Origin of the sequence: Streptomyces venezuelae ATCC 10712, assembly GCF_008639165.1 — a bacterium.
Lineage (GTDB): Bacteria > Actinomycetota > Actinomycetes > Streptomycetales > Streptomycetaceae > Streptomyces > Streptomyces venezuelae.
This window is the reverse complement of the sequence record NZ_CP029197.1, coordinates 2,886,327-2,907,628: the sequence shown is the minus strand read 5'-3', so window position 1 is coordinate 2,907,628 and position 21,302 is coordinate 2,886,327. Positions and strand designations below refer to the sequence as shown.

Sequence of the window (21,302 nt, the reverse complement as noted above, 5' to 3'; positions counted from 1 at the left end):
CCTGTCGGCATGCTGACCATCACCCGGGCCCTGTACGACCAGATCGTGGAACACTCCCGCGCGGACCACCCCGACGAGGCCTGCGGCGTGGTCGCGGGCCCGGTCGGCAGCGGGCGCCCCGAGCGGTTCATCCCGATGCTGAACGCGGCCCGCTCGCCCACCTTCTACGAGTTCGACTCCGCGGACCTGCTCAAGCTCTACCGCGAGATGGACGACCGGGACGAGGAGCCCGTCATCGTCTACCACTCGCACACCGCGACCGAGGCCTACCCCTCCCGTACGGACATCTCGTACGCCAACGAGCCCCAGGCCCACTACGTCCTCGTCTCCACCGCCGACAGCGACGGCGCCGGCCCCTTCCAGTTCCGCTCCTTCTCGATCGTCGAGGGCGTGGTGACGGAGGAGGAGGTCAAGGTCGTGGAGGCCTACGAGTAGGACCCGTCCACCGCCGTCGTGCGGAACCGCGCCAGATAGGCGGAGGGCGTCACCCCGAAATGCCGGGCGAACGCCCTCCGCAGCGTCTCGTCGCTGCCCAGACCGCTCCGCGCCGCCGCGCCCGTCACGCTCGCCCCGCCCTCCAGGAGCATCCGGGCCGCCTCCACCCGCACCCGCTCCACGTACCCCGCAGGCGTCGCCCCGGTCTGCTCCCGGAACAGCCGCGCCAGATGCCGGGCACTCACCCCGGCCCGCCGCGCGAGCACCGGAGCGCTGTGATCCGCCGCCGGATCGGCCGCCACCGCGTCCAGCAGCGGACGGACCACCGGATGCGCCGTCGGGGGAGTGCGCGACGCGGCCGAGAACTGCGACTGCCCGCCCGGCCGCTGGAGGAACACCACCAGGTCCCGGGCGACCGCGCGCGCCGCCTCCGGACCCCGGTCCTCCTCCACGAGCGCCAGACACAGGTCGATCCCCGCCGTCACACCCGCCGAGGACCACACCTCCCCGTCCCGCACGTGGATCGCGTCCGGACACACCTCGACCGCCGGAAACCGGCGGGCCAGCTCCGCCGCGTGCTCCCAGTGCGTCGTCGCCCGCCGCCCGGCCAGCAGCCCCGCCGCCCCCAGCGCGAACGCCCCCGTGCACACCGACGCCACCCGCCCCGAACGGGCCGCGAGATCCGCCACCGCCGGTGCCACCGCCACGCACCGCTCCACGTCCACCGCCCCCGGCACGATCAGGGTGTCCGCCCGCGTCACCGCCGCCACCGCGAGATCGGCCCCGATCCGCAGCCCGGCCGAGGTCCGCACGTCCCGCCCGTCGGGCGAGCACACCACCACCTCGTAACCCGACCCCGCCGTGGCGAAGACCTCCAGGGGCGCGGAGACGTCCAGGAGCCGTACGCCGTCGAAAGCCGCCACCACCACCGTGTGCACCGTCATGTGTCCGATTCTGTGGGATGCCTGTCCATCAGGACATGGCGGGCGCCCCGGCCCGACGGCGAGCCTTGCCCCATGGACCCGATGACGCTCATCCCCGACAGCCGCCTCGCCGCCGCCGCCACCGAACTCGTCCGCGACACCACCAGCGACCTCGTCTACCACCACTCCCGGCGCGTCCACCTCTTCGGCGCCCTCCGAGGACGCGCCCTCGGCCTCGCCTTCGACCCCGAACTCCTCTACGTCGGCGCCATGTTCCACGACCTCGGACTCGGCGAGAAGCACCGGACCAGCGGCCGGCGCTTCGAGGTCGACGGCGCCGAGGAGGCCGCCGCGTTCCTCCGCGCCCAGGGCGCCGACGAGGACGCCGTCCGCCGCGTCTGGACCGCGATCGCCCTCCACACCACCCCCGGCATCCCCGCGTTCATGGAGCCCGAGGTCGCCCTCGTCACCGCCGGCGTCGAGTACGACGTCCTCGGCATCGGCTACGACGACCCCACCGCCGTCACCCCCGAGGACCGCGCCGCGATCGTCGCCGCCCACCCCCGCCCCGACTTCAAGCGGCGCATCCTGGCCGCCTTCACCGAGGGTATCGCCCCCAGGCCCGACACCACCTTCGGCAACGTCAAGGCCGACGTCCTGCGCCACTTCGTGCCCGGCTTCACCGCCGGAGACTTCGTGACCACCATCCGCGAGTCGTCCTGGCCCGAGTGAGACACTGGCCGGGACCAACGGGCGGCAGGACCCAGGAAGCCGGTGCGAATCCGGCGCGGTCCCGCCACTGTGACCGCCTCCCCCGGGAGGCGGCAGCCAGGAACTGACCTGCCGCCTGCCAGCACCGATCGGGGACGTGGAAATCCCCGGAGGAGGCAACCCGCCATGACCTGGCCCCGCCGCGCCCTGCTGCCCGCCGCCCTCGTCACCCTGCTCGCCGGCTGCGCCGCCCCCGCCGAACGGGCCCCCGAGGCGAAACCCGCCCCGGGATTCCCGTACACCGTCTCCAACTGCGGTGTGAAGACCACCTACCAGGCCCCGCCGAAGCGCGCGGTCACCATGAACCAGCACGTCACCGAGATCATGCTGGCCCTCGGCCTCGAGAAGTCCCTCGTCGGCACCGCCTACCTCGACGACGCGGTCCTCCCCGCCTACCGCGCGGCGTACGACTCCGTGCCCGTCCTCGCGAAGGAGTACCCCTCCAAGGAGGCCCTGCTCGCCGCCAACCCCGACTTCGTGTACGGCGGTTACTCCTCCGCCTTCGCGGCCAAGGACGGCCGCGGCCGCGACGACCTGAAGCGCTCCGGCATCGACACCCGGCTCAACACCGAGTACTGCCCGTCCGGTGCGCCCTCCGTCGACGACCTCTACCGCGAAGTCGGCGAGATCGGCCGGACGTTCGGCGTCCCCGACCGGGCCGACAAGTGGGTCCGGGAGGCGCGCACCACCGTCGCCGCCACCGAGAAGCGCCTCAAGGGCACCGCGCCCGTCTCCGTGTTCGTCTACGACAGCGGCGACAAGACCGCCTTCACCGCGGGCGGCAAGGGCATCGGAAACGACCTCATCACCCGCGCCGGCGGCCGCAACGTCTTCGCCGACCTCGACAAGGCCTTCGGCGACGCCACCTGGGAACAGGTCGTCGCCCGGAAGCCCGAGGTCGTCGTCATCTACGACTACGGCTCCACCACCGTCGAACAGAAGAAGAAGCGGCTCCTCGACGACCCCGCCCTCAAGGACGTCCCCGCGATCAAGAACCGCCGGTTCGCCGTGATGCCGCTCTCCGACACCGTCCTCGGCGTCCGCGTCCCCGCCGCCGTCGACAAGCTCGCCGCCCAGCTCCACCCCGCCCGATGAGCACGGACACCCGCGCCGCCGGCCCGTCCGCGCCGGCCCGGACCGGCCGCCCGGGACCCGCCGCCCGGGCCGGCGGCGGACCGGTGCGGTACGCGGCCGTCGTCACCGGGCTCCTCCTCGCCCTCGCCGCCGCGGCCACCGCCTCGCTCGCCCTCGGCTCCGTCCGGATACCGCCCGGGCAGGTGCTCGACGCCCTCACCGGGCAGGCCGGCCCCTCCCCGTACCGGACGATCGTCCTCGACGTCCGCCTGCCACGGGTCCTGCTCGGCGCGGTCGTCGGCGCCGGACTCGCCGTCGTCGGCGCCGTCCTCCAGGCCCTCGTCCGCAACCGGCTCGCCGACCCCTTCCTCCTCGGGATCTCCTCCGGCGCCTCCGCCGGAGCCGTCCTCGTCCTCGTCGCCGGCGGGGGAGCGGGCCTCGTGGCGGGCGTGACCACCACGATCGCGCTGCCCGCCGGAGCCTTCGCGGGCGCGCTGCTCTCCCTCGTCCTCGTCTACGGACTCGCCCGCCGGGGCGGCACCCTGACCAGCACCCGGCTCGTCCTCGCCGGCGTCGCCGTCTCCTACATCCTGTCCGCGCTCGCCACCCTGCTCCTGGTCGTCGCCGGACGCCCCGAACAGTTCCAGGAGGCCATGTACTGGTCCCTCGGCGGCCTCGGCAGCGCCCGCTGGGACACCCTGGCCCTGCCCGCCGCCGTCCTCGCCCTCGGCGTCGCCGCCCTGCTCACCCTCGCCCGCCCGCTCGACCTGCTCCTCGTCGGCGAGGAGGGTGCCACCGTCCTCGGCCTGGACACCGCCCGCTTCCGCGCCGCCGTCTTCGTCCTCGCCTCCCTCGTCACCGCCGTCATGGTCGCCGCCAGCGGAGCCGTCGGCTTCGTCGGCCTGATGGCCCCGCACGCCGCCCGGCTCGCCGTCGGCGCCCCGCACCGCCGGCTGCTGCCCGTCGCCGCGCTCGGCGGAGCGCTCGCCCTGGTCCTCGCCGACCTCGGCGCCCGCACCGTCGCCGCACCCCAGGACGTGCCCGTCGGCATCCTCACCGCCCTCACCGGCGGCCCGTTCTTCCTCTGGCTCATGCGCCGCCGCCCGGAAGGAGCCGCCCCGTGACCGAACTGCGCCTGCACGGCCTCTCGTACGGGGACCGGCTCCGCGCCGTCGACCTGACCGTCTGCCCCGGCGAGACCGTCGGCCTCATCGGCCCCAACGCCAGCGGCAAGACCACCCTCCTGCGCTGCGTCTACGGCACCCTCGCCCCCACCGCCGGACGCGCCCTCCTCGACGGCGACGACCTGCACGCCCTCGGGCCCAAGGCCCGCGCCCGCCGGATCGCCACCGTCCCCCAGGACAGCGCCGTCGAGTTCGAGCTCACCGTCGGCGAACTCGTCGCCCTCGGCCGCTCCCCGCACAAACGGTTCTGGGAGGGCGACACCGGCGCCGACCGGGAGCGCGCCGAGGCGGCGCTCGCCCGCGTCGGCCTCGCGGACCTCGCCGACCGGCCGTACCCCACCCTCTCCGGCGGCGAGCGCCAGCGCGCCCTCGTCGCCCGCGCGCTCGTCCAGGACCCGGCCCTCCTCGTCCTCGACGAGCCCACCAACCACCTGGACATCCGTCACCAGCTGGACGTCCTCGCCCTCGTCCGCACGCTCGGCACCACCAACCTGCTCGCCCTGCACGACCTCAACCTGGCGGGGGCGTACTGCGACCGGCTCTACGTCCTGGAGCGCGGCCGGCTCGTCACCGGCGGCACCCCCGCCGAGGTCCTCACACCCGCGCTCCTGGCGACGGTCTACGGTGTGGACGCCGAGGTCATCCCGCATCCGAGGACCGGCAGCCCGACCGTCCTCTACCAGCACCGTCCGGCACTCGGGCGGGAACCATCCACCATGTGAGATCACATTCCGGAACCCGGACCGGGAATCGATACGATGAGCCCATGGTTTCCCACGACGTGAGCGAAGACACCCCGGGCACAGTGCTGCTTGTGGCGCGCCTGCACGTCGACCTGTGCCGCCTCGCCAGCGCGATCTGTTCGTCCCGCGCTGCGCTCTGAGCGACCGGCCGAGCGCACCTCCGTACGACCCCCCTCCGCGCGGGGGCCCCAGCAGCGCGCCCATCACGCCACTTCCGACAGGAGCCCACGCCATGGCCATCGAGGTCCGCATCCCGACCATCCTCCGCACCTACACCGACGGCGAGAAGGCCGTCGAGGGCAGCGGCGGCACCCTCGCCGAGCTCTTCGCCGACCTGGAGACCCGTCACAACGGGATCGAGGCCCGCATCGTCGACGACGGCAAGCTCCGCCGCTTCGTCAACGTCTACCTGAACGACGAGGACGTCCGCTTCCTCGACGGCATCGACACCAAGCTCACCGACGGCGACAACGTCACGATCCTGCCGGCCGTCGCCGGTGGCATGGTCTGATCCACATGCGCTACGACTCCTCGCTGGCGGCGGTCGGCAACACGCCGCTCGTCCGCCTCCCCCGGCTCTCGCCCTCGGACGACGTCCGCATCTGGGCGAAGCTGGAGGACCGGAACCCGACCGGCTCGGTCAAGGACCGCCCCGCGCTCCACATGATCGAGCAGGCGGAGAAGGACGGCCGCCTCACCCCCGGCTGCACCATCCTGGAGCCGACCAGCGGCAACACCGGCATCTCCCTCGCCATGGCCGCCAAGCTCAAGGGCTACCGCATCGTCTGCGTCATGCCCGAGAACACCAGCGAGGAGCGTCGCCAGCTGCTCGCCATGTGGGGCGCGGAGATCATCTCGTCCCCCGCGGCGGGCGGATCCAACACCGCGGTGCGCGTCGCCAAGGAACTCGCCGCCGAGAACCCCAGCTGGGTGATGCTGTACCAGTACGGCAACCCCCACAACGCGGGCGCCCACTACGCCACCACCGGCCCCGAGATCCTCGCCGACCTGCCCTCCATCACCCACTTCGTGGCGGGCCTCGGCACCACCGGCACGCTCATGGGCGTCGGCCGCTACCTGCGCGAGCACAAGCCCGACGTCAAGATCGTCGCCGCCGAGCCGCGCTACGACGACCTCGTCTACGGCCTGCGGAACCTCGACGAGGGCTTCGTACCCGAGCTGTACGACGCCTCCGTCCTCACCACCCGCTTCTCCGTCGGCTCCGCCGACGCGGTCACCCGCACCCGCGAACTCCTCCAGCAGGAGGGCATCTTCGCGGGCGTCTCCACGGGCGCCGCCCTCCACGCGGCCATCGGCGTCGGCAACAAGGCGCTGAAGGCGGGCGAGAGCGCGGACATCGCCTTCGTCGTCGCCGACGGCGGCTGGAAGTACCTCTCGACCGGCCTCTACACGGCCGCCACCACCGAGGAAGCGATCGCCGCGGTCCAGGGCCAGCTCTGGGCGTAGTGCCCGCTGGCGCGCAAGACGGCGGACCTGGTCCCACAGGACGCTCTGGGCCCAGCTCCCGCTAGCGCGCAAGATGGCGGACCTGGTCCCACAGGACCGGGTCCGCCGTTCCCACTCTCCGGCGGAAGCCGAGCACCGGCACCTCCCGCAGCTCGTCCGTCTCCAGGAAGCTCGGCCGCCCCTGCGCGTCCCCGACGGCACCCGGCGGCAGCGCGATCACACCCGGCCGCTCGTCGTGGTACTTGCTGGTGATCTTGGCGACGAGCGCGCTGTCACCCCGTACCGACAGCACCAGACAGGGCCGGTCCTTCGACCCCGGCCCGTCCTCGAACGGCACGTCCGCCCACCAGATCTCGGCCGCCCTCGGCAACCGCGACGGAGCCTTCCGCGGCCCCGCAGGACGGCCCGGCGGCCGGGCCGGCGGCCGCGTCCGTCCCGCCGGCCGGCGCGACGAACGCCTCTTCCCGCCGGCGAGCGCCACCACCAGCGCGATCGCCACGACCGCGGCCAGCGCGGGCCACCACGACGTGTCCATACCTCAAGACGGTACCGGCGGGCGGCCGACTCCGCCGAGGCGGCCCACCATCCATCCGAACCGGTGACAGAGCCCGTGAGTTCGCCCACAACGGGCCACCACGAAGGAGCGACAGGCCCGGGTGCGCCTTACGCTCGACAGACCGCACAGCCTCCCCCCTTCCCCAGCGCGCTTTCCGTATCCGTCCACGGAGGTTCACGCTCCATGAAGCTCACCGTCGTCGGCTGCTCCGGGTCGTTCCCGTCCGCGGATTCGGCCTGTTCGAGCTACCTCGTCGAGGCCGACGGCTTCCGGCTGCTCCTCGACATGGGCAACGGCGCCCTGGGCGAGCTGCAGCGACACATCGGTCTGTACGACCTCGACGCGATCTTCCTCAGCCATCTGCACGCGGACCACTGCATCGACATGTGCGGGTACTTCGTCGCCCGCTACTACCGGCACGAGGGCGGACGCTGCGACGCGATCCCCGTCTACGCCCCGGAGGGCGCCGAGCAGCGCCTGACCACGGCGTACGCGGACACCCCCTCGCCCACCTCGATGAGCGAGGTCTTCGACTTCCGCACCCTGAAGTCGGAGGCGTTCGAGATCGGCCCGTTCTCCGTCCGTACGGAGAAGGTGTGCCATCCGGTCGAGGCGTACGGCATCCGGGTCGAGCACGGCGGCCGCTCGCTCACGTACTCCGGGGACACCGGGGTCTGCGAGTCGCTGCACAAGCTCGCCGAGGGCACCGACCTCTTCCTCTGCGAGGCCTCCTTCACCCACGGCAAGGAGGACATCCCGTCCCTCCACCTCAACGGCCGCGAGGCCGGTGCCGAGGCGGCCCGCTCGGCGGTGGGCCGGCTGGTCCTCACCCACATCCCGCCGTGGACCGACGGCGAGCAGAACCTGGCGGACGCCCGCGCGGTGTACCGCGGGCCGTCGGAGCTGGCGAGACCGGGCGCGGTGTACGAGGTCTGAGCCTCGCGCGGACACGGGGAAGGCCCCGGAACCTGTCGGTTCCGGGGCCTTCCGTCGTGCCGTACGGCTTACTTCGCCTCGGCCTTCTGGAGCTCGGCGAGCTCCTCGTCGGACTCGCGGCCCGGCGTCGGGAGGTTGAACTTGGTGATCGCGAAGCGGAAGACCACGTAATAGATCGCCGCGAAGACGAGGCCGATCGGGATGATCATCCACGGCTTGGTCGCGAGACCCCAGTTCAGGAAGTAGTCGATCGCACCGGCCGAGAAGCTGAAGCCGTGGTGCACGCCCAGGGCCCAGGTGACGGCCATGGCGATGGCGGTCAGGATCGCGTGGATCACGTAGAGCACCGGGGCGATGAACATGAACGCGAACTCGATCGGCTCGGTGATGCCGGTGACGAAGGAGGTCAGCGCGAGGGAGACCATCATGCCGCCGACGACCTTGCGGCGCTCCGGGCGGGCGCAGTGCGTGATGGCGAGCGCGGCGGCCGGGAGGGCGAACATCATGATCGGGAAGAAGCCGGACATGAACTGACCGGCGGTCGGGTCACCGTGGAAGAAGCGCGGCAGGTCGCCGTGCCAGACGGCACCGGCCGAGTCCTTGTAGGAGCCGATCTCCTGCCAGGCGACGGTGTTGACGAACTGGTGCATGCCGATCGGGAGCAGACCGCGGTTGACGACGCCGAAGATGCCCGCGCCGACGGCGCCCAGGCCGGTCATCCACTCGCCGAAGTTGGTGATGACGTTGCCGATGGGCTCCCAGACCAGGCCGAAGAAGACACCCATGACGGTGCCGACGAAGGCCATGATGATCGGGACGAGGCGGCGGCCGTTGAAGAAGCCGAGCCAGTCGACCAGCTTGGTGCGGTGGTACCGCTGCCATATGACGGCCGCCAGCAGGCCCATGACGATGCCGCCGAGGACCTTGGGGTCGTTGTAGGTGGCGGCGACGTCGACACCGTTGTTCTTGGTGGTGTTGACGACGCCCTCGGTCACGGGGAACGCGGTCAGCACGTTCTTGTAGACCAGGAAGCCGACCAGGGCGGCGAGGGCGGTGGAGCCGTCGGCCTTCTTGGCGAAGCCGATGGCGATGCCGACGCAGAACAGCAGGGGCAGGTTCGCGAAGACCGCGTCGCCGGCGGTGGCGAAGACCTTCGCGACCTTGTCCCAGCCGAGGCCGTCCTTGCCGAAGACGTCGTCCTGGCCGAGACGGAGCAGGATACCTGCGGCCGGCAGCACGGCGATCGGCAGCTGCAGGCTGCGACCGACCTTCTGCAGGCCCTGGAACAGGCCGGATCCGCGCTTCTTCGCGGGAGCGGCGGCCTGGGCGGTGGCCGTACTCATCAACTTCCTCCAGTAAGGCAAGGCGCCGCCAGAGGACAGTGAAAAGGGGGGACGGCGACGTCTCGTGGAACGCGGTGGTCTGGACCGCGTGGTCTACACCAATGAGTGGTGTAGACCAGTTGTAGCACGTGAGACTTAGATAAGGAACCTGCGAATTTTGTGTGCTCAGCCATAGCTGGAAATGCACGACATAAGGCCCCCGGACCGTCAGGTCCAGGGGCCTTCAGCAGGCCTTACGGGCGGGACGAAAGCCCCGTACCGGTCAGGCCTCGGAGGGTGCGCGCGAGGTCACTTCACGTTGTCCCGCTCCATCTCCTCCGCGACCTCCTCCGGCTCACGGCCGGGCGTCGGAAGATTGAACTTGGTGATCGCGAACCGGAAGATCGCGTAGTACACCACCGCGAACCCGAGCCCGATCGGAATGATCAGCCACGGCTTCGTCGCCAGATTCCAGTTGATCACGTAGTCGATCAGGCCGGCCGAGAAGCTGAAGCCGTCCTTCACGCCGAGCGCCCAGGTCACCGCCATCGAGACGCCCGTGAGCACCGCGTGGATCGCGTAGAGGACCGGCGCGATGAAGAGGAACGAGTACTCCAGCGGCTCCGTGATGCCGGTGACGAACGAGGTCAGCGCCACCGACAGCATCAGACCGCCGACCTCCTTGCGCCGGTGCGGCCGGGCGCAGTGGGTGATCGCGAGCGCCGCCGCCGGCAGCGCGAACATCATGATCGGGAAGAAGCCCGTCAGGAACTGGCCGGCGTTCGGGTCGCCCGCCAGGAACATCGGGATGTCACCGTGGACCACCCCGCCGCCCGGCTTCTCGTACGTGCCGAACTGGAACCAGATCGGCACGTTCAGGAACTGGTGCAGGCCGATGACCAGCAGCGCCCGGTTCGCCACGCCGAAGATGCCCGAACCCCACGCGCCCAGCCCGACCAGCCAGTCGCTGAAGCTCTCCAGGGCGTCACCGATCGGCGGCCAGATCCACAGGCAGATCGCGGCGAACGCGATCGCCACGAACGTCATGATGATCGGGACGAGACGGCGGCCGTTGAAGAACCCCAGCCAGTCGACCAGCTTCGTCCGGTGGTAGCGCTGCCACAGGTACGCGGTGAGCAGACCCATCACGATGCCGCCGAAGACACCGGGGTTCTGGTACGTGTAACCCGCGAAAGCGTCGTCCGCACCGAGACAGCCGCCACCGATGTCCCTCGTGCCCGACGGACAGTCCTTCGGGAACTGACGCAGCACCGTGTAGTAGACGAGGAAACCGACGACGGCGGCGAGCGCCGTCGAACCGTCCGCCTTCTTCGCCATGCCGATCGCGACACCGATGCAGAAGAGGATCGGCAGCCCCAGACTGCCGTCGAGCAGCGCACCACCCGCACCCGACATCACCTTGGCGACGTTGTCCCAGCCGAGACCGTCGGCGCCGAACACGTCCGGCTGGCCGAGCCGGTTGATGATGCCGGCGGCCGGGAGGACGGCGATCGGGAGCTGGAGGCTGCGGCCCATCTTCTGGAGACCCTGGAAGAGCCCGCCCCACACGGACTTCTTCGGCTGCGCCGCGGCGCTGTCGGTACTCATCGGCGTCCTCCCTGCCCGGAACAAGCCGGGTGCGCGTCTCGTTGCACGGTGGTGTAGACCAGTTGCGATAGGCTCCCGGGAGCCCGCTGAGGACAGGCCGCCGGTGATCGTCATCATTCGGCAGAACGGCGGCACGCGCTCGCGAAGTTGGGCCAACCGTGGGTTACCGTGACAAAGCGGACCGCAGGTGCGCCGAGACTCGCGTACGCGCGAACAGAACGGACAGGGAGAAACACATGGCCAGCAAGGCTGAGAAGATCGTCGCCGGGCTCGGCGGCATCGAGAACATCGAAGAGGTCGAAGGCTGCATCACCCGCCTGCGCACCGAGGTCCTGGACCCGTCCAAGGTCGACGAGGCCGCCCTCAAGGCCGCCGGCGCCCACGGCGTCGTCAAGATGGGCACCGCGATCCAGGTCGTCATCGGCACCGACGCCGACCCGATCGCCGCCGACATCGAAGACATGATGTAAGCAGCCGCATCACGCGAAGGGCCCGTTCCGGCAGGGGAACGGGCCCTTCCCCGTATCCCGCTAGGCTCGACCCATGTCTCGTATCGACGGCCGTACCCCCGAACAGCTCCGCCCCGTCACCATCGAACGCGGATGGAGCAAGCACGCCGAGGGCTCCGTCCTCATCTCCTTCGGCGACACCAAGGTCTTCTGCACCGCCTCCGTCACCGAAGGCGTCCCGCGCTGGCGCAAGGGCAGCGGCGAAGGCTGGGTCACCGGCGAATACTCCATGCTCCCGCGCGCCACCAACACCCGCGGCGACCGCGAATCCGTCCGCGGCAAGATCGGCGGCCGCACCCACGAGATCTCCCGCCTCATCGGCCGCTCACTGCGCGCCGTCATCGACTACAAGGCCCTCGGCGAGAACACCATCGTCCTCGACTGCGACGTCCTCCAGGCCGACGGCGGCACCCGCACCGCCGCCATCACCGGCGCCTACGTCGCCCTCGCCGACGCCGTCGCCTGGGCCCAGACGAAGAAGCTCGTCAAAGCCGGCCGCAAGCCCCTCACCGGCACCGTCGGCGCCGTCTCCGTCGGCATCGTCGACGGCGTCCCCCTCCTCGACCTCTGCTACGAAGAGGACGTCCGCGCCGACACCGACATGAACGTCGTCTGCACCGGCGACGGCCGCTTCGTCGAAGTCCAGGGCACCGCCGAAGCCGAGCCCTTCGACCGCAAGGAACTCAACGCCCTCCTCGACCTCGCCTCCGGCGGCTGCGCCGAGCTCGCCGAGATCCAGCGCAAGGCCCTCGAAGGAACCCTCTGACCCCTGACCGCGTCCTGACGGGCGGGCGGCCCGGTACGATCCGTGCGCCCGCCCGTCCGCGTGTACGAATATGGGGGAGGACCCGCCTTGAAGCGCCGTCTCGCACTCGCCATGGCCACGGCCGCCGCACTCACCACCGTCCTGAGCGGCTGCGGAGCCCTCGACACCGCCATGGACTGCGTCAAGACCGCCGACGCGATAGCCACCTCGGTGAGCAAACTCCAGCAGGCCGTCTCCAACGCCTCCAACGACGCCACCCAGATCGAGGAATCCCTCAACTCCATCTCCACGGAACTGGGCAACCTCAAGAACACCACCGACAACGCCGACCTCGCCAAGGCCGTCGACGACCTCACCAAGGGCGTCGACACCGTCCGCACCGCCGTCAAGAACGGTGACGCCACCCCGGACATCACGCCCATCACCGACGCGGCCGGCGAAGTCACCAAGGTCTGCACCCCGGGATAATCGGCGGCATGACCCGTCTGATCCTCGCCACCCGCAACCCGGGCAAGATCACCGAACTCCACGCGATCCTCGCCGACGCAGGCCTCGACCTCGAACTCGTCGGCGCGGACGCGTACCCGGAGATCCCCGACGTCAAGGAAACCGGCGTCACCTTCGCCGAGAACGCCCTGCTGAAGGCGCACGCCCTGGCCCGCGCCACCGGCCTCCCGGCCGTCGCCGACGACTCCGGCCTCTGCGTCGACGTCCTGAACGGCGCCCCCGGCATCTTCTCCGCCCGCTGGGCGGGCCGGCACGGCGACGACCGCGCCAACCTGGACCTCCTCCTGGCCCAGCTCTCCGACATCGCGGACGAACACCGGGGCGCCCACTTCGCCTGCGCGGCCGCCCTGGCCCTCCCCGACGGCACGGAACGCGTCGTCGAGGGCCGCATGGAGGGCACCCTCCGCCACACCCCGACCGGCACGAACGGCTTCGGCTACGACCCGATCCTCCAGCCCGAGGGCCACGACCTGACCTGCGCGGAACTGACCCCGTCAGAAAAGAACGCCATCAGCCACCGAGGCAAGGCCTTCCGCGCCCTGGCACCGGTGGTGAAGGAGCTGCTGGGCTGAGGAGCGCAAACGGACGGCCTGCGAACCGATCTTTCGATTCGCAGGCCGTTCCGGTGCGGCGGAAGGGATTCGAACCCTCAAGCCCGATCAAGGGCCACAGATCCTAAGTCTGCTGCGTCGCCATTGCGCCACCGCCGCTCGCTGCGTGTCATCGTACCGGGCGCCCCCCGGCACCACGTCGTGGTGGTCGCATGGCAGTTGGGGCACAGCAGCCGAAGGTTCTCGCGCCGGTCGTCGCTCCAGTCGCCGCTGATGTGGTCGACCTCAAGCGTCATCGGCCTGCCGAGCCACTCGGGGCCGACTCCGCACCGGGCGCACTCATCAGGTACACCGACCGCCCGCAGTGCCCGGTGCAGCTGCTTGGCGGCGGTCCGGCGCCCGTTGCTGTGCCGTACCAGCACTTCCTCCGGGCGCTTGGCCGTCGGGCTCGTTCTGCCTCGCTGGTGAGCCTGCCCCAGGAAGTGAGCGGTCGACAGGTCGTCCTCGGTGATCCAGCGTCGTAGGTTCGCGCGCTGCGCCCCGCTGTCCGCGCGCCCCAGCCGGCGCAGGGCCTCCCGGAGGGACAGCGACGCCGCCACCGCTTCCCGTACGTCGTGAGCGCTCGGCCGGATGCCCCTGCCGAACGGGGCGCCGTTCCTCATCGGGTGCGCCCCTTTCCGCGCCCGCGGTACGTGTCCGTCGTGGAGTGGCAGTTGGGGCACAGCAGCCGCAGGTTCTCGATCCGATTGTTCCGCCAGTCGCCGTCGGAGTGGTCGACTTCCAGGGGCAGTGGCTCACCCCGCCACACCGCCTCGGTCCCGCACAGCGCGCACCGTTCCACGACGCCGACCTCCAGCATCGCTCTCCTGAGGGTGCTGCTCCTCTCACGCCGCGGGTGGGTCGAGGTGTCCTGGACGAGGATCTCCTCCGGCGGTCGGCGTCGCTGGTTGTGCCTCATCTGCTCGGTCCAGCGCGACGTGGTGAAGTGCGAGGTGTCGATGCCGAACGCCTTGATGCGCCGGCTGATGTGGGCGTGCTGCCCGCCCACGAGCTCCACCCCGAGTCGCCGTAGTACGTCGTACACGCTCGTCGAGTCGGCCACCGCCTCCGCCAGCACCTCCCGTGTCCAGCGGACCCCCTCCCGCTCGAAGTGCGAGACATCCACCCCCAGCTTCCTCATCCGCTCCCGCACGTACCTCCGCGTCGGGCTCCTCGGGGCCACCCCCAGTCGCTCCAGTGCCTCCGTCAGCGTTCGGGCCTCCCGGGCCGCTGTTTCCAGGCGTTCCCTCGTGTACGCACTCGTCCCCATCCCGTCCCCTCCCCAGTACGGATCCCGTACGTACTAACGACCCGAATATCGGACGGTCACGTCATATCGCGTACACGGAAACGGAACGGCCCGCACCGGGGCATCCGGTGCGGGCGCTATCGCGGGCGGGGGAGGGTCAGAACTTCGGTTCCGGGGCCTGGGACATCACCAGTTCCGCCGCTTCCTCCGGGGTTTCCACCGACGGCGGGGAGCCCTCCAGGGGCTTCTGGGCCGTCTCCTTCATGCAGGCGACCGCGACCACCCCGACGAGCGCCGCGCCCATCGCGTAGTACGCCGGCATCAGGTTGCTGCCGGTCGCCCCGATGAGGGCCGTGATCACCAGCGGGGTCGTGCCGCCGAACAGCGACGCCGACAGGTTGTAGCCCACCGACAGGGAGCCGTAGCGGACGTCCGTCGGGAAGAGCGCCGGGAGCGCCGCCGACATCGTGCCGAGCATGCACACCAGGGACAGGCCGAGCATCAGCATGCCCGCCGTGATCGCGGGCACGCCGCCCTGGCCGATCAGCAGGAACGCGGGCAGCGACAGGAAGAGGAAGCCCAGCATGCCCGCCATCAGCACCGGCTTCCGCCCGAAGCGGTCGTTGAGACGGCCGACCTGAGTGATGATCAGCATCAGCAGCACCATCACGAGCAGCAGGATCAGCAGGCCGTGGGTCTCGCTGTAGCCGAGCTCGTCGGAGAGGTACGTCGGCATGTACGACAGCAGCATGTAGTCGGTGATGTTGTACGCGCCGACCAGCGCGATGCACAGGATCAGCGTCGGCCACTGCTGCCGGAAGATCTTCGCGAGGTCGCCCTTGGTGGAGGTCTCCACCGCGTCCGCCGCCTCGGAGGCGCGGGCCGTGTCGCTCTCCAGTTTCTGGTAGGCGGGCGTCTCGTCGAGCCGCAGCCGCAGGTAGAGGCCGACGAGCCCCAGCGGGCCCGCGACCAGGAACGGCACGCGCCAGCCCCACGCCTCCATGGTGTCGGAGCCGAGCCAGCCGGTGAGCGCGGTCACGAGGCCGGCCGCGGCGACGTACCCGGCCAGGGTGCCGAACTCCAGGAAGCTGCCGAAGTAGCCCCTGCGGCGGTCGGGGGCGTACTCGGCGATGAAGGTGGAGGCGCCGCCGTATTCGCCGCCGGTGGAGAAGCCCTGGAGCATCCGGAAGAGGACGAGGAGGACCGGCGCCCAGAAGCCGATGGAGGCGTACGACGGGATGAGGCCGATCGCGAAGGTGCCGACGGCCATGAGGATCATCGTGAGGGCGAGGACCTTCTTGCGGCCGAGCCGGTCACCCATCGGGCCGAACACCATGCCGCCGAGCGGGCGGACCAGGAAGGCGACCGCGAACGTCGCGAAGGACGACAGCAGCTGGACGGTGTCGTTGCCCGCGGGGAAGAAGACGTGACCGAGGGTGACGGCCAGGTAGGCGTAGATGCCGAAGTCGAACCATTCCATGGCGTTGCCGAGGGAGGCCGCCTTCACGGCCCGCTTGACGGCCGCCTCGTCGGTGACGGTGATGTCGGTGCGCCGCAGTCTGGGCTGCCGCCGCCGGCTGACGGCTTTGAACAGCAGCGGGTGACGCCTCTGGGCCTCGGGATCGGCGACGTGGCCGTCGCGGTCTGTGGCCGGCATGGCCGTACGTCCTCTCTCCGGGAAAAACTCCAGAGGACCTTCTGCACGATCATGCCGATCACAAACGGAAGTCGCCCGGGATGGGACGTCCGTCACGTCGCCCGGGTGGCGGTTCAGGCTTCGATGGAGAGGTCCCTGAGGATCTTCGCCACGTGGCCGGTCGCCTTCACGTTGTAGAAGGCGTGCTCCACCTTGCCGTCCTCGTCGACGACGACGGTCGAGCGGATCACGCCCGTCACCGTCTTGCCGTACAGCTTCTTCTCGCCGAAGGCGCCGTACGCCTCCAGGGTCTCCTTCGACGGGTCGCCGACCAGGGTGACCTTGAGGTTCTCCTTCTCGCGGAACTTCGCCAGCTTCTCCGGCTTGTCCGGCGAGACGCCGATGACGTCGTAGCCCGCGGCGGCCAGTACGTCGAGGTTGTCGGTGAAGTCGCAGGCCTGCTTCGTGCAGCCGGGGGTGAGCGCGGCGGGGTAGAAGTAGACGATGACCTTGCGGCCCTTGTGGTCCGCGAGGGAGACGTCGGTGCCGTCCGCGTCGGGCAGGGTGAAGGCGGGGGCGGTGTCGCCGGGCTGCAGTCGCTCGCTCATGGCTGGCTCTCCTCGGGGATGGTTCGCGTACGCATTCAGAGCCTAATGGGGGTCGGGGACAGCCCCGCGGCTGCGGAGCTGACAGACTGTCCACAACGACCGGATCACGACTACGGAGGCAGCGCGGTGTCGGAGGCCAGGACCCCTGCGCAGATCGAGGCGGACATCGTCCGCCGGCGCGAGCAGCTCGCCGTCACTCTCGACGAGATCGGCATTCGGATGCACCCGAAGACGATCATCGGGGACGCGAAGGCCAAGGTCGCCTCGACGGTCGACCAGACCGCCGGGCGGGCGTACGTCGCCGTGAACCGGGTCGTCTCGGATGTGAAGGCACGTTTCACTCATGAGGACGGCGCGCCCCGGCTGGAGCGGGTCGTTCCGGTGGCGCTCGTCGCCGTGGCGGTGGTCGGGCTGCTCGCCGCGTCCTCCCGCAAGGGGAAGAGGTGACCCCTCCCCGCCGCGGGCCCCGGGGGCGGGCAGGTAGGTTCACTCCGTGAGCGAGAACACGCACGACAAGCTGCCCATCCGGATGCTCCACGACCGGGTCCTGGTCCGCACCGACTCTCCCGAGGGGGAGCGGCGTTCCGGCGGGGGCATCCTGATTCCGGCGACGGCCGCCGTCGGTCGTCGCCTTGCCTGGGCCGAGGTGGTCGCGGTCGGTCAGAACGTCCGTACGGTCGAGATCGGTGACCGGGTGCTGTACGACCCCGAGGACCGCGCCGAGGTCGAGGTGCGGGGTGTCGCGTACGTCCTGATGCGGGAGCGCGACCTGCACGCGGTGGCGGCGGACCGGTTCCAGGGGACGACGGACTCGACCGGGCTCTACCTGTAGGCGTCCGAGGCTTCTCAGGGCCCTGGTGATCACCGTCACCGGGGCCCTGAGCCGTTCTTTGCTAGCCTGGAGACACCCGACGAGACGCGCCGTACCGGGATTCCGACAAGACGACGCACCCCTGTTGTTCCGTCTCTCGGAGGTGTCGTCGTCATGGCGTGGGTTCTTCTTGTCGTCGCGGGTCTGCTGGAAGTCGGCTGGTCGATCGGGATGAAGTACACCGACGGCTTCACGCGGCTCTGGCCGAGCGTGTTCACCGGCGCCGGGATCGTCGCCTCGATGCTGCTGCTCTCGCAGGCCGCCAAGACCCTGCCCATCGGTACGGCGTACGGCGTGTGGGTGGGCATCGGCGCGGCCGGTGCGGCGGTGCTCGGCATGGTGGTGCTCGGTGAGCCGGCGACCGCCGCCCGGATCTTCTTCGTCTGTCTGCTGCTGGTCGCCGTCGTGGGTCTGAAGGCGACTTCGGGTCACTGACGCGAGGGGCTGGGCCGGGGCGCGGGTGAGGACGCCCCGGGGCCGGCCTCGCCCGTCTCGTCCCCGCCCCCACCACCCCCGCCGTCGGCCCCCTCGGGGCCGTCCGGCATCGGTGGCACCGGCGGCGGCTCCTCCGCCCCCGGCATCAGCTGGAGCTCGAAGTCCCGCGGCGCCGTGCCCGCCAGTGCCTCGCGGGTGAACTGGCCCCAGATCTCGGCGGGCGCGCCGCCTCCGTTGATCCGGGGCAGTCCGAGCGCCCCGTAGAGCGGTTCCTGCCGGCCGGACTCGGGGTCCTGGCCCATCAGGGCGACGACGGTGGCGAGCTCCGGGGTGTAGCCGGCGAACCACGCGGCCTTGTCGTCCTCGGCGGTGCCGGTCTTCCCGGCGGCCGGCCGGCCGGCGGTCTGCGCGGCGGTTCCGGTGCCGGTCTCGACGACGCTGCGGAGGATCGAGGTGGTGGTGTCGGCGGCTTCCCGGGTGACGGCCTGCCGGGCCTCGGGGGCGGGGAGGCCGATCTCCTGGCCGTCCCGGCTGAGGCGCTCGACGAGGCTGTAGCGGCCGTGCCGGCCGTGCGCGGCGAGGGTGGCGTACGCGGTGGCCATGTCGAGGACGCTGGCGGTGGCGGGGCCGAGGGCGATGGAGGGGGAGGCGGTGAGGTCGGGCGTGCTGCCGGGCAGGCCGAGGGAGACCGCGGTGCGGCGTACGTGTCCGGGGCCGACGTCGACGGCCATCTGGGCGTACACGGCGTTGACGGAGAGGTCGGTGGCGGTGCCGACGGGGATCTCGCCGTAGCTCTCGTCGTCCTCGTTGGCGGGGTCGTACGGGCTGCCGGTCCAGCCCTCGACGGGCCGCCGGTTGGTGCCGTCGTAGACGGTGTAGGGGGTGATGGGTTCGCCGTGCTGGGTCTGGGCGCCGCTCTGTACGGCGGCGGTGAAGACGAAGGGCTTGAAGGTGGAGCCGACCTGGTAGTCGCGGCGGGTGGCGTTGTTGACGTACTGCTGGGTGTAGTCGACGCCGCCGTACATCGCGAGGACCTTGCCGGTCGCCGGGTCGACGGCGGCCGCCCCGACGCGGACGTACCGGTCGGCGGGGGCGTTCGCGGGGTCGAGCCGGGTCATGACCCGGTCTTCGACGGCCTGGACGAGGGCGTCCTGTTTGGCGGGTTCGAGGGTGGTGGTGATCCGGAAGCCGCCGCCGGCGAGGGTCTTCTCGTCGATGATGCCGTGCCCGGTCAGGTACTCCTCGACGGCCTGGACGAGGTAGCCGCGCTGTCCGGAGAGGCCGGTGGCGGGCCGGGCGGTCTGGGGGGTGGGGAAGGCGGCGGTGGCGCGGTCGGCGCGGGTGAGCCAGCCTTCGGTGACCATGCCGTCGAGGACGTAGTTCCAGCGGGCCACGGCCTTGGCGCGGTTCTCGGGGTGGGTGGTGACGTCGTAGGCGCTGGGGGCCTTGAGGACGGAGGCGAGGTACGCGCCTTCGGCGGTGTCGAGGTCCTCGACGTCCTTGCCGTAGTAGGCGCGGGCGGCGGCCTGGACGCCGTAGGCGTTGCGGCCGAAGTAGCTGGTGTTGAGGTAGCCCTGGAGGATCTCCTCCTTGCTCTTCTCGCGGCCGAGTTTGATCGCGATGAAGAACTCCTTGGCCTTCCGGGTGAGGGTCTGTTCCTGGCCCAGGTAGTAGTTCTTGACGTACTGCTGGGTGATGGTGGAGCCGGACTGGCGGCCCTTGCCGGTGACGGTGTTCCAGGCGGCGCGGACCATGGCCTTGGGGTCGACGGCGCGTGAGGTGTGGAAGTCGCGGTCCTCGGCGGCGAGGACGGCCCGCCGGACGGTGAGGGGGACGCGGTCGAGCCGGACGTTCTCGCGGTTGGTCTCGCCGTCGCGGGCGAGGGTGCTGCCGTCCCGGTAGAGGTAGACGTTGGACTGGGCGACGGCGGCGGCGTTGGCGGGCGGGATCTCCACGAGGAGGTAGCCGGCGGCGAAGGCGCCGGCGAGCAGCAGGGTGCCGAGGAGCAGCAGCCAGAGGAGGGTGCGCAGGAGGCGGCGGGGGCGGCTCTTCCGGGCGGGGGGTGGGGGAGGGGTGAGGGTGGGGTCCCTCGGTTCCCAGCCGGGTGTGCGGGCCGGCCGGGGGGCGTCGGAGTCGCTCGTACCGGAGGAAGGGGGCATGACACCTCATATTGCCCTCAAGGGGACGAAACTCCTGAACGCGACCCGAAGCTGACGGGAAATCCGGTCGCGGTCCGCGCCGGCGCTTCGCTAGGGTCGTGCGCTTCGGCGTTTTTCGGTGCTTTACGGACCGGGGAGGAGAAGCCGCATGCTGCGGCTGTACGCGACGGTGGCCGCGGGCGGTTTCCGGCGCTACGCCACCTACCGGGTGGCGACGGCGGCCGGGGTCTTCACCAACACCGTCTTCGGCTTCATCCTGTCGTACACCTACATCGCCCTCTGGGACGAACGTCCCCGGCTCGGCGGCTACTCGATGGACGACGCCCTGGCGTACGTGTGGATCGGGCAGGCGCTGATCACGGTCTGCGGGATGATGGGCGGTGGCTTCGAGGACGAGCTGATCGAGCGGATCAGGACCGGGGACATCGCGGTCGACCTCTACCGCCCCGCCGACCTGCAGACCTGGTGGTTCTCGGCCAACGCGGGCCGGTCCGCCTACCAGTTGCTCGGCCGCGGCGTCGCTCCGATGGCCCTCGGCTGGCTCGCCTTCCGCTTCACCCTGCCCTCAGGCCCGGGGGGCTGGCTCGCCTTCCTGGTGGCCGTGGCGCTGGGTTCCACGGTCAGCTTCGCGATCTGGTACCTGGTGGCGATGAGCGCGTTCTGGCTGCTCGACGGCCAGGGCGTGGTGCAGGTGGCCTGGCTGGGCGGGCTGTTCTTCTCGGGGATGCTGCTGCCCCTGAACGTCTTCCCCGGCGCGCTCGGCGAGGTCGCCCGCGTCCTGCCGTGGGCGTCGCTGCTCCAGGTGCCGGCCGATGTGTACCTGGGGAAGTACGAGGGCTGGGAGCTCGCGGGGGCGTACGCCTTCCAGGGCGCCTGGGCGGTGGTGCTGTTCGGCGCCGGGCGGGCGGCCCAGGCGGCGGCGACGCGGAAGGTGGTGGTGCAGGGTGGCTGAG

Annotated in this window: 25 protein-coding genes, 1 tRNA gene, 1 pseudogene and 2 riboswitches; of the genes and pseudogenes, 17 read left to right on the top strand and 10 right to left on the bottom strand. The window is 70.9% G+C overall.

Going from position 1 to position 21,302, the window contains the following annotated elements:
• The first annotated feature begins 9 nt into the window (after nt 1–9).
• Nucleotides 10–435, top strand: coding sequence for a M67 family metallopeptidase (locus DEJ43_RS13255; RefSeq protein ID WP_015033873.1), 426 nt, complete (start codon nt 10–12; stop codon nt 433–435).
• On the opposite strand, the gene DEJ43_RS13250 is transcribed toward DEJ43_RS13255, so the two are convergent.
• A complete protein-coding gene (locus tag DEJ43_RS13250) occupies nt 426–1,379 on the bottom strand; it encodes a GlxA family transcriptional regulator (protein ID WP_015033872.1) in 954 nt (317 codons plus the stop codon). The two genes, DEJ43_RS13255 and DEJ43_RS13250, sit on opposite strands and share 10 nt — an antisense overlap.
• 72 nt (nt 1,380–1,451) lie before the next feature.
• Here DEJ43_RS13250 and DEJ43_RS13245 point away from each other — a divergent pair, with 72 nt between their 5' ends.
• The 7 genes from DEJ43_RS13245 (at nt 1,452) to DEJ43_RS13220 (ending at nt 6,597) form a co-directional block, all read left to right on the top strand.
• A complete protein-coding gene (locus DEJ43_RS13245; RefSeq protein WP_015033871.1) occupies nt 1,452–2,090 on the top strand; it encodes an HD domain-containing protein in 639 nt (212 codons plus the stop codon).
• 32 nt (nt 2,091–2,122) lie between these two features.
• Nucleotides 2,123–2,196, top strand: a riboswitch (cobalamin riboswitch).
• 59 nt (nt 2,197–2,255) lie between these two features.
• Nucleotides 2,256–3,224 (top strand): ABC transporter substrate-binding protein, encoded by a 969-nt coding sequence (locus DEJ43_RS13240; RefSeq protein WP_015033870.1) that lies wholly within the window; start codon nt 2,256–2,258, stop codon nt 3,222–3,224.
• A complete protein-coding gene (locus DEJ43_RS13235; protein WP_015033869.1) occupies nt 3,221–4,327 on the top strand; it encodes a FecCD family ABC transporter permease in 1,107 nt (368 codons plus the stop codon). Before DEJ43_RS13240 ends, DEJ43_RS13235 begins: the two co-directional genes overlap by 4 nt.
• Nucleotides 4,324–5,109 carry an ABC transporter ATP-binding protein gene (locus tag DEJ43_RS13230; RefSeq protein ID WP_015033868.1) on the top strand — a complete coding sequence of 262 codons (786 nt, stop codon included), beginning with the start codon at nt 4,324–4,326 and terminating at the stop codon, nt 5,107–5,109. The genes DEJ43_RS13235 and DEJ43_RS13230 overlap by 4 nt, the downstream gene beginning before the upstream one ends.
• Nucleotides 5,110–5,153: 44 nt before the next feature.
• On the top strand, nt 5,154–5,270 hold the full coding sequence (locus DEJ43_RS38680) for a putative leader peptide (RefSeq protein WP_317851032.1): 117 nt from the start codon (nt 5,154–5,156) through the stop codon (nt 5,268–5,270).
• 92 nt (nt 5,271–5,362) lie between these two features.
• On the top strand, nt 5,363–5,641 hold the full coding sequence (locus DEJ43_RS13225) for a MoaD/ThiS family protein (RefSeq protein ID WP_015033867.1): 279 nt from the start codon (nt 5,363–5,365) through the stop codon (nt 5,639–5,641).
• Nucleotides 5,642–5,646: 5 nt separating this feature from the next.
• Nucleotides 5,647–6,597 carry a PLP-dependent cysteine synthase family protein gene (locus DEJ43_RS13220; protein WP_015033866.1) on the top strand — a complete coding sequence of 317 codons (951 nt, stop codon included), beginning with the start codon at nt 5,647–5,649 and terminating at the stop codon, nt 6,595–6,597.
• A gap of 61 nt (nt 6,598–6,658) precedes the next feature.
• Here DEJ43_RS13220 and DEJ43_RS13215 read toward each other — a convergent pair whose 3' ends face one another.
• Nucleotides 6,659–7,132, bottom strand: a complete 474-nt coding sequence (locus tag DEJ43_RS13215; protein ID WP_015033865.1) for a type II toxin-antitoxin system PemK/MazF family toxin — start codon at nt 7,130–7,132, stop codon at nt 6,659–6,661.
• Nucleotides 7,133–7,336: 204 nt separating this feature from the next.
• Between DEJ43_RS13215 and DEJ43_RS13210 the strand changes: the two genes are divergently transcribed.
• Nucleotides 7,337–8,089 carry an MBL fold metallo-hydrolase gene (locus DEJ43_RS13210; RefSeq protein WP_015033864.1) on the top strand — a complete coding sequence of 251 codons (753 nt, stop codon included), beginning with the start codon at nt 7,337–7,339 and terminating at the stop codon, nt 8,087–8,089.
• 68 nt (nt 8,090–8,157) lie between these two features.
• On the opposite strand, the gene DEJ43_RS13205 is transcribed toward DEJ43_RS13210, so the two are convergent.
• Together DEJ43_RS13205 and DEJ43_RS13200 are read right to left on the bottom strand one after the other, a co-directional pair.
• A complete protein-coding gene (locus tag DEJ43_RS13205) occupies nt 8,158–9,432 on the bottom strand; it encodes a PTS transporter subunit EIIC (RefSeq protein ID WP_015033863.1) in 1,275 nt (424 codons plus the stop codon).
• Nucleotides 9,433–9,720: 288 nt separating this feature from the next.
• Nucleotides 9,721–11,019, bottom strand: a complete 1,299-nt coding sequence (locus tag DEJ43_RS13200; protein WP_015033862.1) for a PTS transporter subunit EIIC — start codon at nt 11,017–11,019, stop codon at nt 9,721–9,723.
• Nucleotides 11,020–11,177: 158 nt separating this feature from the next.
• Between DEJ43_RS13200 and DEJ43_RS13195 the strand changes: the two genes are divergently transcribed.
• The 4 genes from DEJ43_RS13195 (at nt 11,178) to rdgB (ending at nt 13,373) form a co-directional block, all read left to right on the top strand.
• Nucleotides 11,178–11,489, top strand: a complete 312-nt coding sequence (locus DEJ43_RS13195) for a PTS sugar transporter subunit IIB (RefSeq protein WP_272482079.1) — start codon at nt 11,178–11,180, stop codon at nt 11,487–11,489.
• Nucleotides 11,490–11,562: 73 nt separating this feature from the next.
• Nucleotides 11,563–12,294, top strand: coding sequence for a ribonuclease PH (gene rph / locus DEJ43_RS13190; protein ID WP_015033860.1), 732 nt, complete (start codon nt 11,563–11,565; stop codon nt 12,292–12,294).
• 111 nt (nt 12,295–12,405) lie between these two features.
• Nucleotides 12,406–12,762: a hypothetical protein gene (locus DEJ43_RS13185; protein WP_041662429.1), complete on the top strand. Its 357-nt coding sequence runs from the start codon at nt 12,406–12,408 to the stop codon at nt 12,760–12,762.
• 8 nt (nt 12,763–12,770) lie between these two features.
• Complete coding sequence (rdgB, locus tag DEJ43_RS13180) at nt 12,771–13,373, top strand: RdgB/HAM1 family non-canonical purine NTP pyrophosphatase (RefSeq protein WP_015033858.1); 603 nt, start codon at nt 12,771–12,773, stop codon at nt 13,371–13,373.
• A 54-nt stretch (nt 13,374–13,427) separates the two neighbouring features.
• On the opposite strand, the gene DEJ43_RS13175 is transcribed toward rdgB, so the two are convergent.
• The 5 genes and pseudogenes from DEJ43_RS13175 to bcp form a co-directional block, all read right to left on the bottom strand.
• A tRNA-Leu gene (locus DEJ43_RS13175) sits at nt 13,428–13,511 on the bottom strand.
• A 59-nt stretch (nt 13,512–13,570) separates the two neighbouring features.
• A pseudogene (locus tag DEJ43_RS13170) lies at nt 13,571–14,014 on the bottom strand (HNH endonuclease); the annotation flags it as partial.
• On the bottom strand, nt 14,011–14,661 hold the full coding sequence (locus tag DEJ43_RS13165; protein WP_015033856.1) for an HNH endonuclease signature motif containing protein: 651 nt from the start codon (nt 14,659–14,661) through the stop codon (nt 14,011–14,013). The pseudogene DEJ43_RS13170 and the gene DEJ43_RS13165, both read right to left, overlap by 4 nt.
• A gap of 136 nt (nt 14,662–14,797) precedes the next feature.
• Entirely contained in the window at nt 14,798–16,297 is a 1,500-nt protein-coding gene (gene proP / locus DEJ43_RS13160) for a glycine betaine/L-proline transporter ProP (protein ID WP_015033855.1), read from the bottom strand.
• A gap of 113 nt (nt 16,298–16,410) precedes the next feature.
• On the bottom strand, nt 16,411–16,884 hold the full coding sequence (gene bcp, locus DEJ43_RS13155; protein WP_015033854.1) for a thioredoxin-dependent thiol peroxidase: 474 nt from the start codon (nt 16,882–16,884) through the stop codon (nt 16,411–16,413).
• Nucleotides 16,885–17,010: 126 nt separating this feature from the next.
• Between bcp and DEJ43_RS13150 the strand changes: the two genes are divergently transcribed.
• The 3 genes from DEJ43_RS13150 to DEJ43_RS13140 all read left to right on the top strand — a co-directional run bounded on the left by DEJ43_RS13150 (nt 17,011) and on the right by DEJ43_RS13140 (nt 18,190).
• Entirely contained in the window at nt 17,011–17,331 is a 321-nt protein-coding gene (locus DEJ43_RS13150) for a DUF3618 domain-containing protein (protein WP_015033853.1), read from the top strand.
• A gap of 46 nt (nt 17,332–17,377) precedes the next feature.
• Nucleotides 17,378–17,716 carry a GroES family chaperonin gene (locus DEJ43_RS13145; protein WP_015033852.1) on the top strand — a complete coding sequence of 113 codons (339 nt, stop codon included), beginning with the start codon at nt 17,378–17,380 and terminating at the stop codon, nt 17,714–17,716.
• Between the two features lie 50 nt (nt 17,717–17,766).
• Nucleotides 17,767–17,836, top strand: a riboswitch (guanidine-III (ykkC-III) riboswitch).
• A 33-nt stretch (nt 17,837–17,869) separates the two neighbouring features.
• Entirely contained in the window at nt 17,870–18,190 is a 321-nt protein-coding gene (locus DEJ43_RS13140; protein WP_015033851.1) for a DMT family transporter, read from the top strand.
• On the opposite strand, the gene DEJ43_RS13135 is transcribed toward DEJ43_RS13140, so the two are convergent.
• Nucleotides 18,184–20,349 (bottom strand): transglycosylase domain-containing protein, encoded by a 2,166-nt coding sequence (locus DEJ43_RS13135; RefSeq protein ID WP_071891310.1) that lies wholly within the window; start codon nt 20,347–20,349, stop codon nt 18,184–18,186. The two genes, DEJ43_RS13140 and DEJ43_RS13135, sit on opposite strands and share 7 nt — an antisense overlap.
• Before the next feature lie 151 nt (nt 20,350–20,500).
• Here DEJ43_RS13135 and DEJ43_RS13130 point away from each other — a divergent pair, with 151 nt between their 5' ends.
• Nucleotides 20,501–21,301 carry an ABC transporter permease gene (locus DEJ43_RS13130; protein ID WP_041663896.1) on the top strand — a complete coding sequence of 267 codons (801 nt, stop codon included), beginning with the start codon at nt 20,501–20,503 and terminating at the stop codon, nt 21,299–21,301.
• The last annotated feature ends 1 nt before the right edge of the window (nt 21,302 follow it).

Excerpts from the sequence above, each read along its gene's own strand:
- DEJ43_RS13255 (WP_015033873.1), top strand. The coding sequence starts at position 10 with ATGCTGACCATCACCCGGGCCCTGTACGACCAGATCGTGGAACACTCC.
- DEJ43_RS13250 (WP_015033872.1), bottom strand. The coding sequence starts at position 1,379 with ATGACGGTGCACACGGTGGTGGTGGCGGCTTTCGACGGCGTACGGCTC.
- DEJ43_RS13245 (WP_015033871.1), top strand. The coding sequence starts at position 1,452 with ATGGACCCGATGACGCTCATCCCCGACAGCCGCCTCGCCGCCGCCGCC.
- DEJ43_RS13240 (WP_015033870.1), top strand. The coding sequence starts at position 2,256 with ATGACCTGGCCCCGCCGCGCCCTGCTGCCCGCCGCCCTCGTCACCCTG.
- DEJ43_RS13235 (WP_015033869.1), top strand. The coding sequence starts at position 3,221 with ATGAGCACGGACACCCGCGCCGCCGGCCCGTCCGCGCCGGCCCGGACC.
- DEJ43_RS38680 (WP_317851032.1), top strand. The coding sequence starts at position 5,154 with ATGGTTTCCCACGACGTGAGCGAAGACACCCCGGGCACAGTGCTGCTT.
- DEJ43_RS13225 (WP_015033867.1), top strand. The coding sequence starts at position 5,363 with ATGGCCATCGAGGTCCGCATCCCGACCATCCTCCGCACCTACACCGAC.
- DEJ43_RS13220 (WP_015033866.1), top strand. The coding sequence starts at position 5,647 with ATGCGCTACGACTCCTCGCTGGCGGCGGTCGGCAACACGCCGCTCGTC.
- DEJ43_RS13215 (WP_015033865.1), bottom strand. The coding sequence starts at position 7,132 with ATGGACACGTCGTGGTGGCCCGCGCTGGCCGCGGTCGTGGCGATCGCG.
- DEJ43_RS13210 (WP_015033864.1), top strand. The coding sequence starts at position 7,337 with ATGAAGCTCACCGTCGTCGGCTGCTCCGGGTCGTTCCCGTCCGCGGAT.
- DEJ43_RS13205 (WP_015033863.1), bottom strand. The coding sequence starts at position 9,432 with ATGAGTACGGCCACCGCCCAGGCCGCCGCTCCCGCGAAGAAGCGCGGA.
- DEJ43_RS13200 (WP_015033862.1), bottom strand. The coding sequence starts at position 11,019 with ATGAGTACCGACAGCGCCGCGGCGCAGCCGAAGAAGTCCGTGTGGGGC.
- rph (WP_015033860.1), top strand. The coding sequence starts at position 11,563 with ATGTCTCGTATCGACGGCCGTACCCCCGAACAGCTCCGCCCCGTCACC.
- DEJ43_RS13185 (WP_041662429.1), top strand. The coding sequence starts at position 12,406 with ATGGCCACGGCCGCCGCACTCACCACCGTCCTGAGCGGCTGCGGAGCC.
- rdgB (WP_015033858.1), top strand. The coding sequence starts at position 12,771 with ATGACCCGTCTGATCCTCGCCACCCGCAACCCGGGCAAGATCACCGAA.
- DEJ43_RS13165 (WP_015033856.1), bottom strand. The coding sequence starts at position 14,661 with ATGGGGACGAGTGCGTACACGAGGGAACGCCTGGAAACAGCGGCCCGG.
- proP (WP_015033855.1), bottom strand. The coding sequence starts at position 16,297 with ATGCCGGCCACAGACCGCGACGGCCACGTCGCCGATCCCGAGGCCCAG.
- bcp (WP_015033854.1), bottom strand. The coding sequence starts at position 16,884 with ATGAGCGAGCGACTGCAGCCCGGCGACACCGCCCCCGCCTTCACCCTG.
- DEJ43_RS13140 (WP_015033851.1), top strand. The coding sequence starts at position 17,870 with ATGGCGTGGGTTCTTCTTGTCGTCGCGGGTCTGCTGGAAGTCGGCTGG.
- DEJ43_RS13135 (WP_071891310.1), bottom strand. The coding sequence starts at position 20,349 with ATGCCCCCTTCCTCCGGTACGAGCGACTCCGACGCCCCCCGGCCGGCC.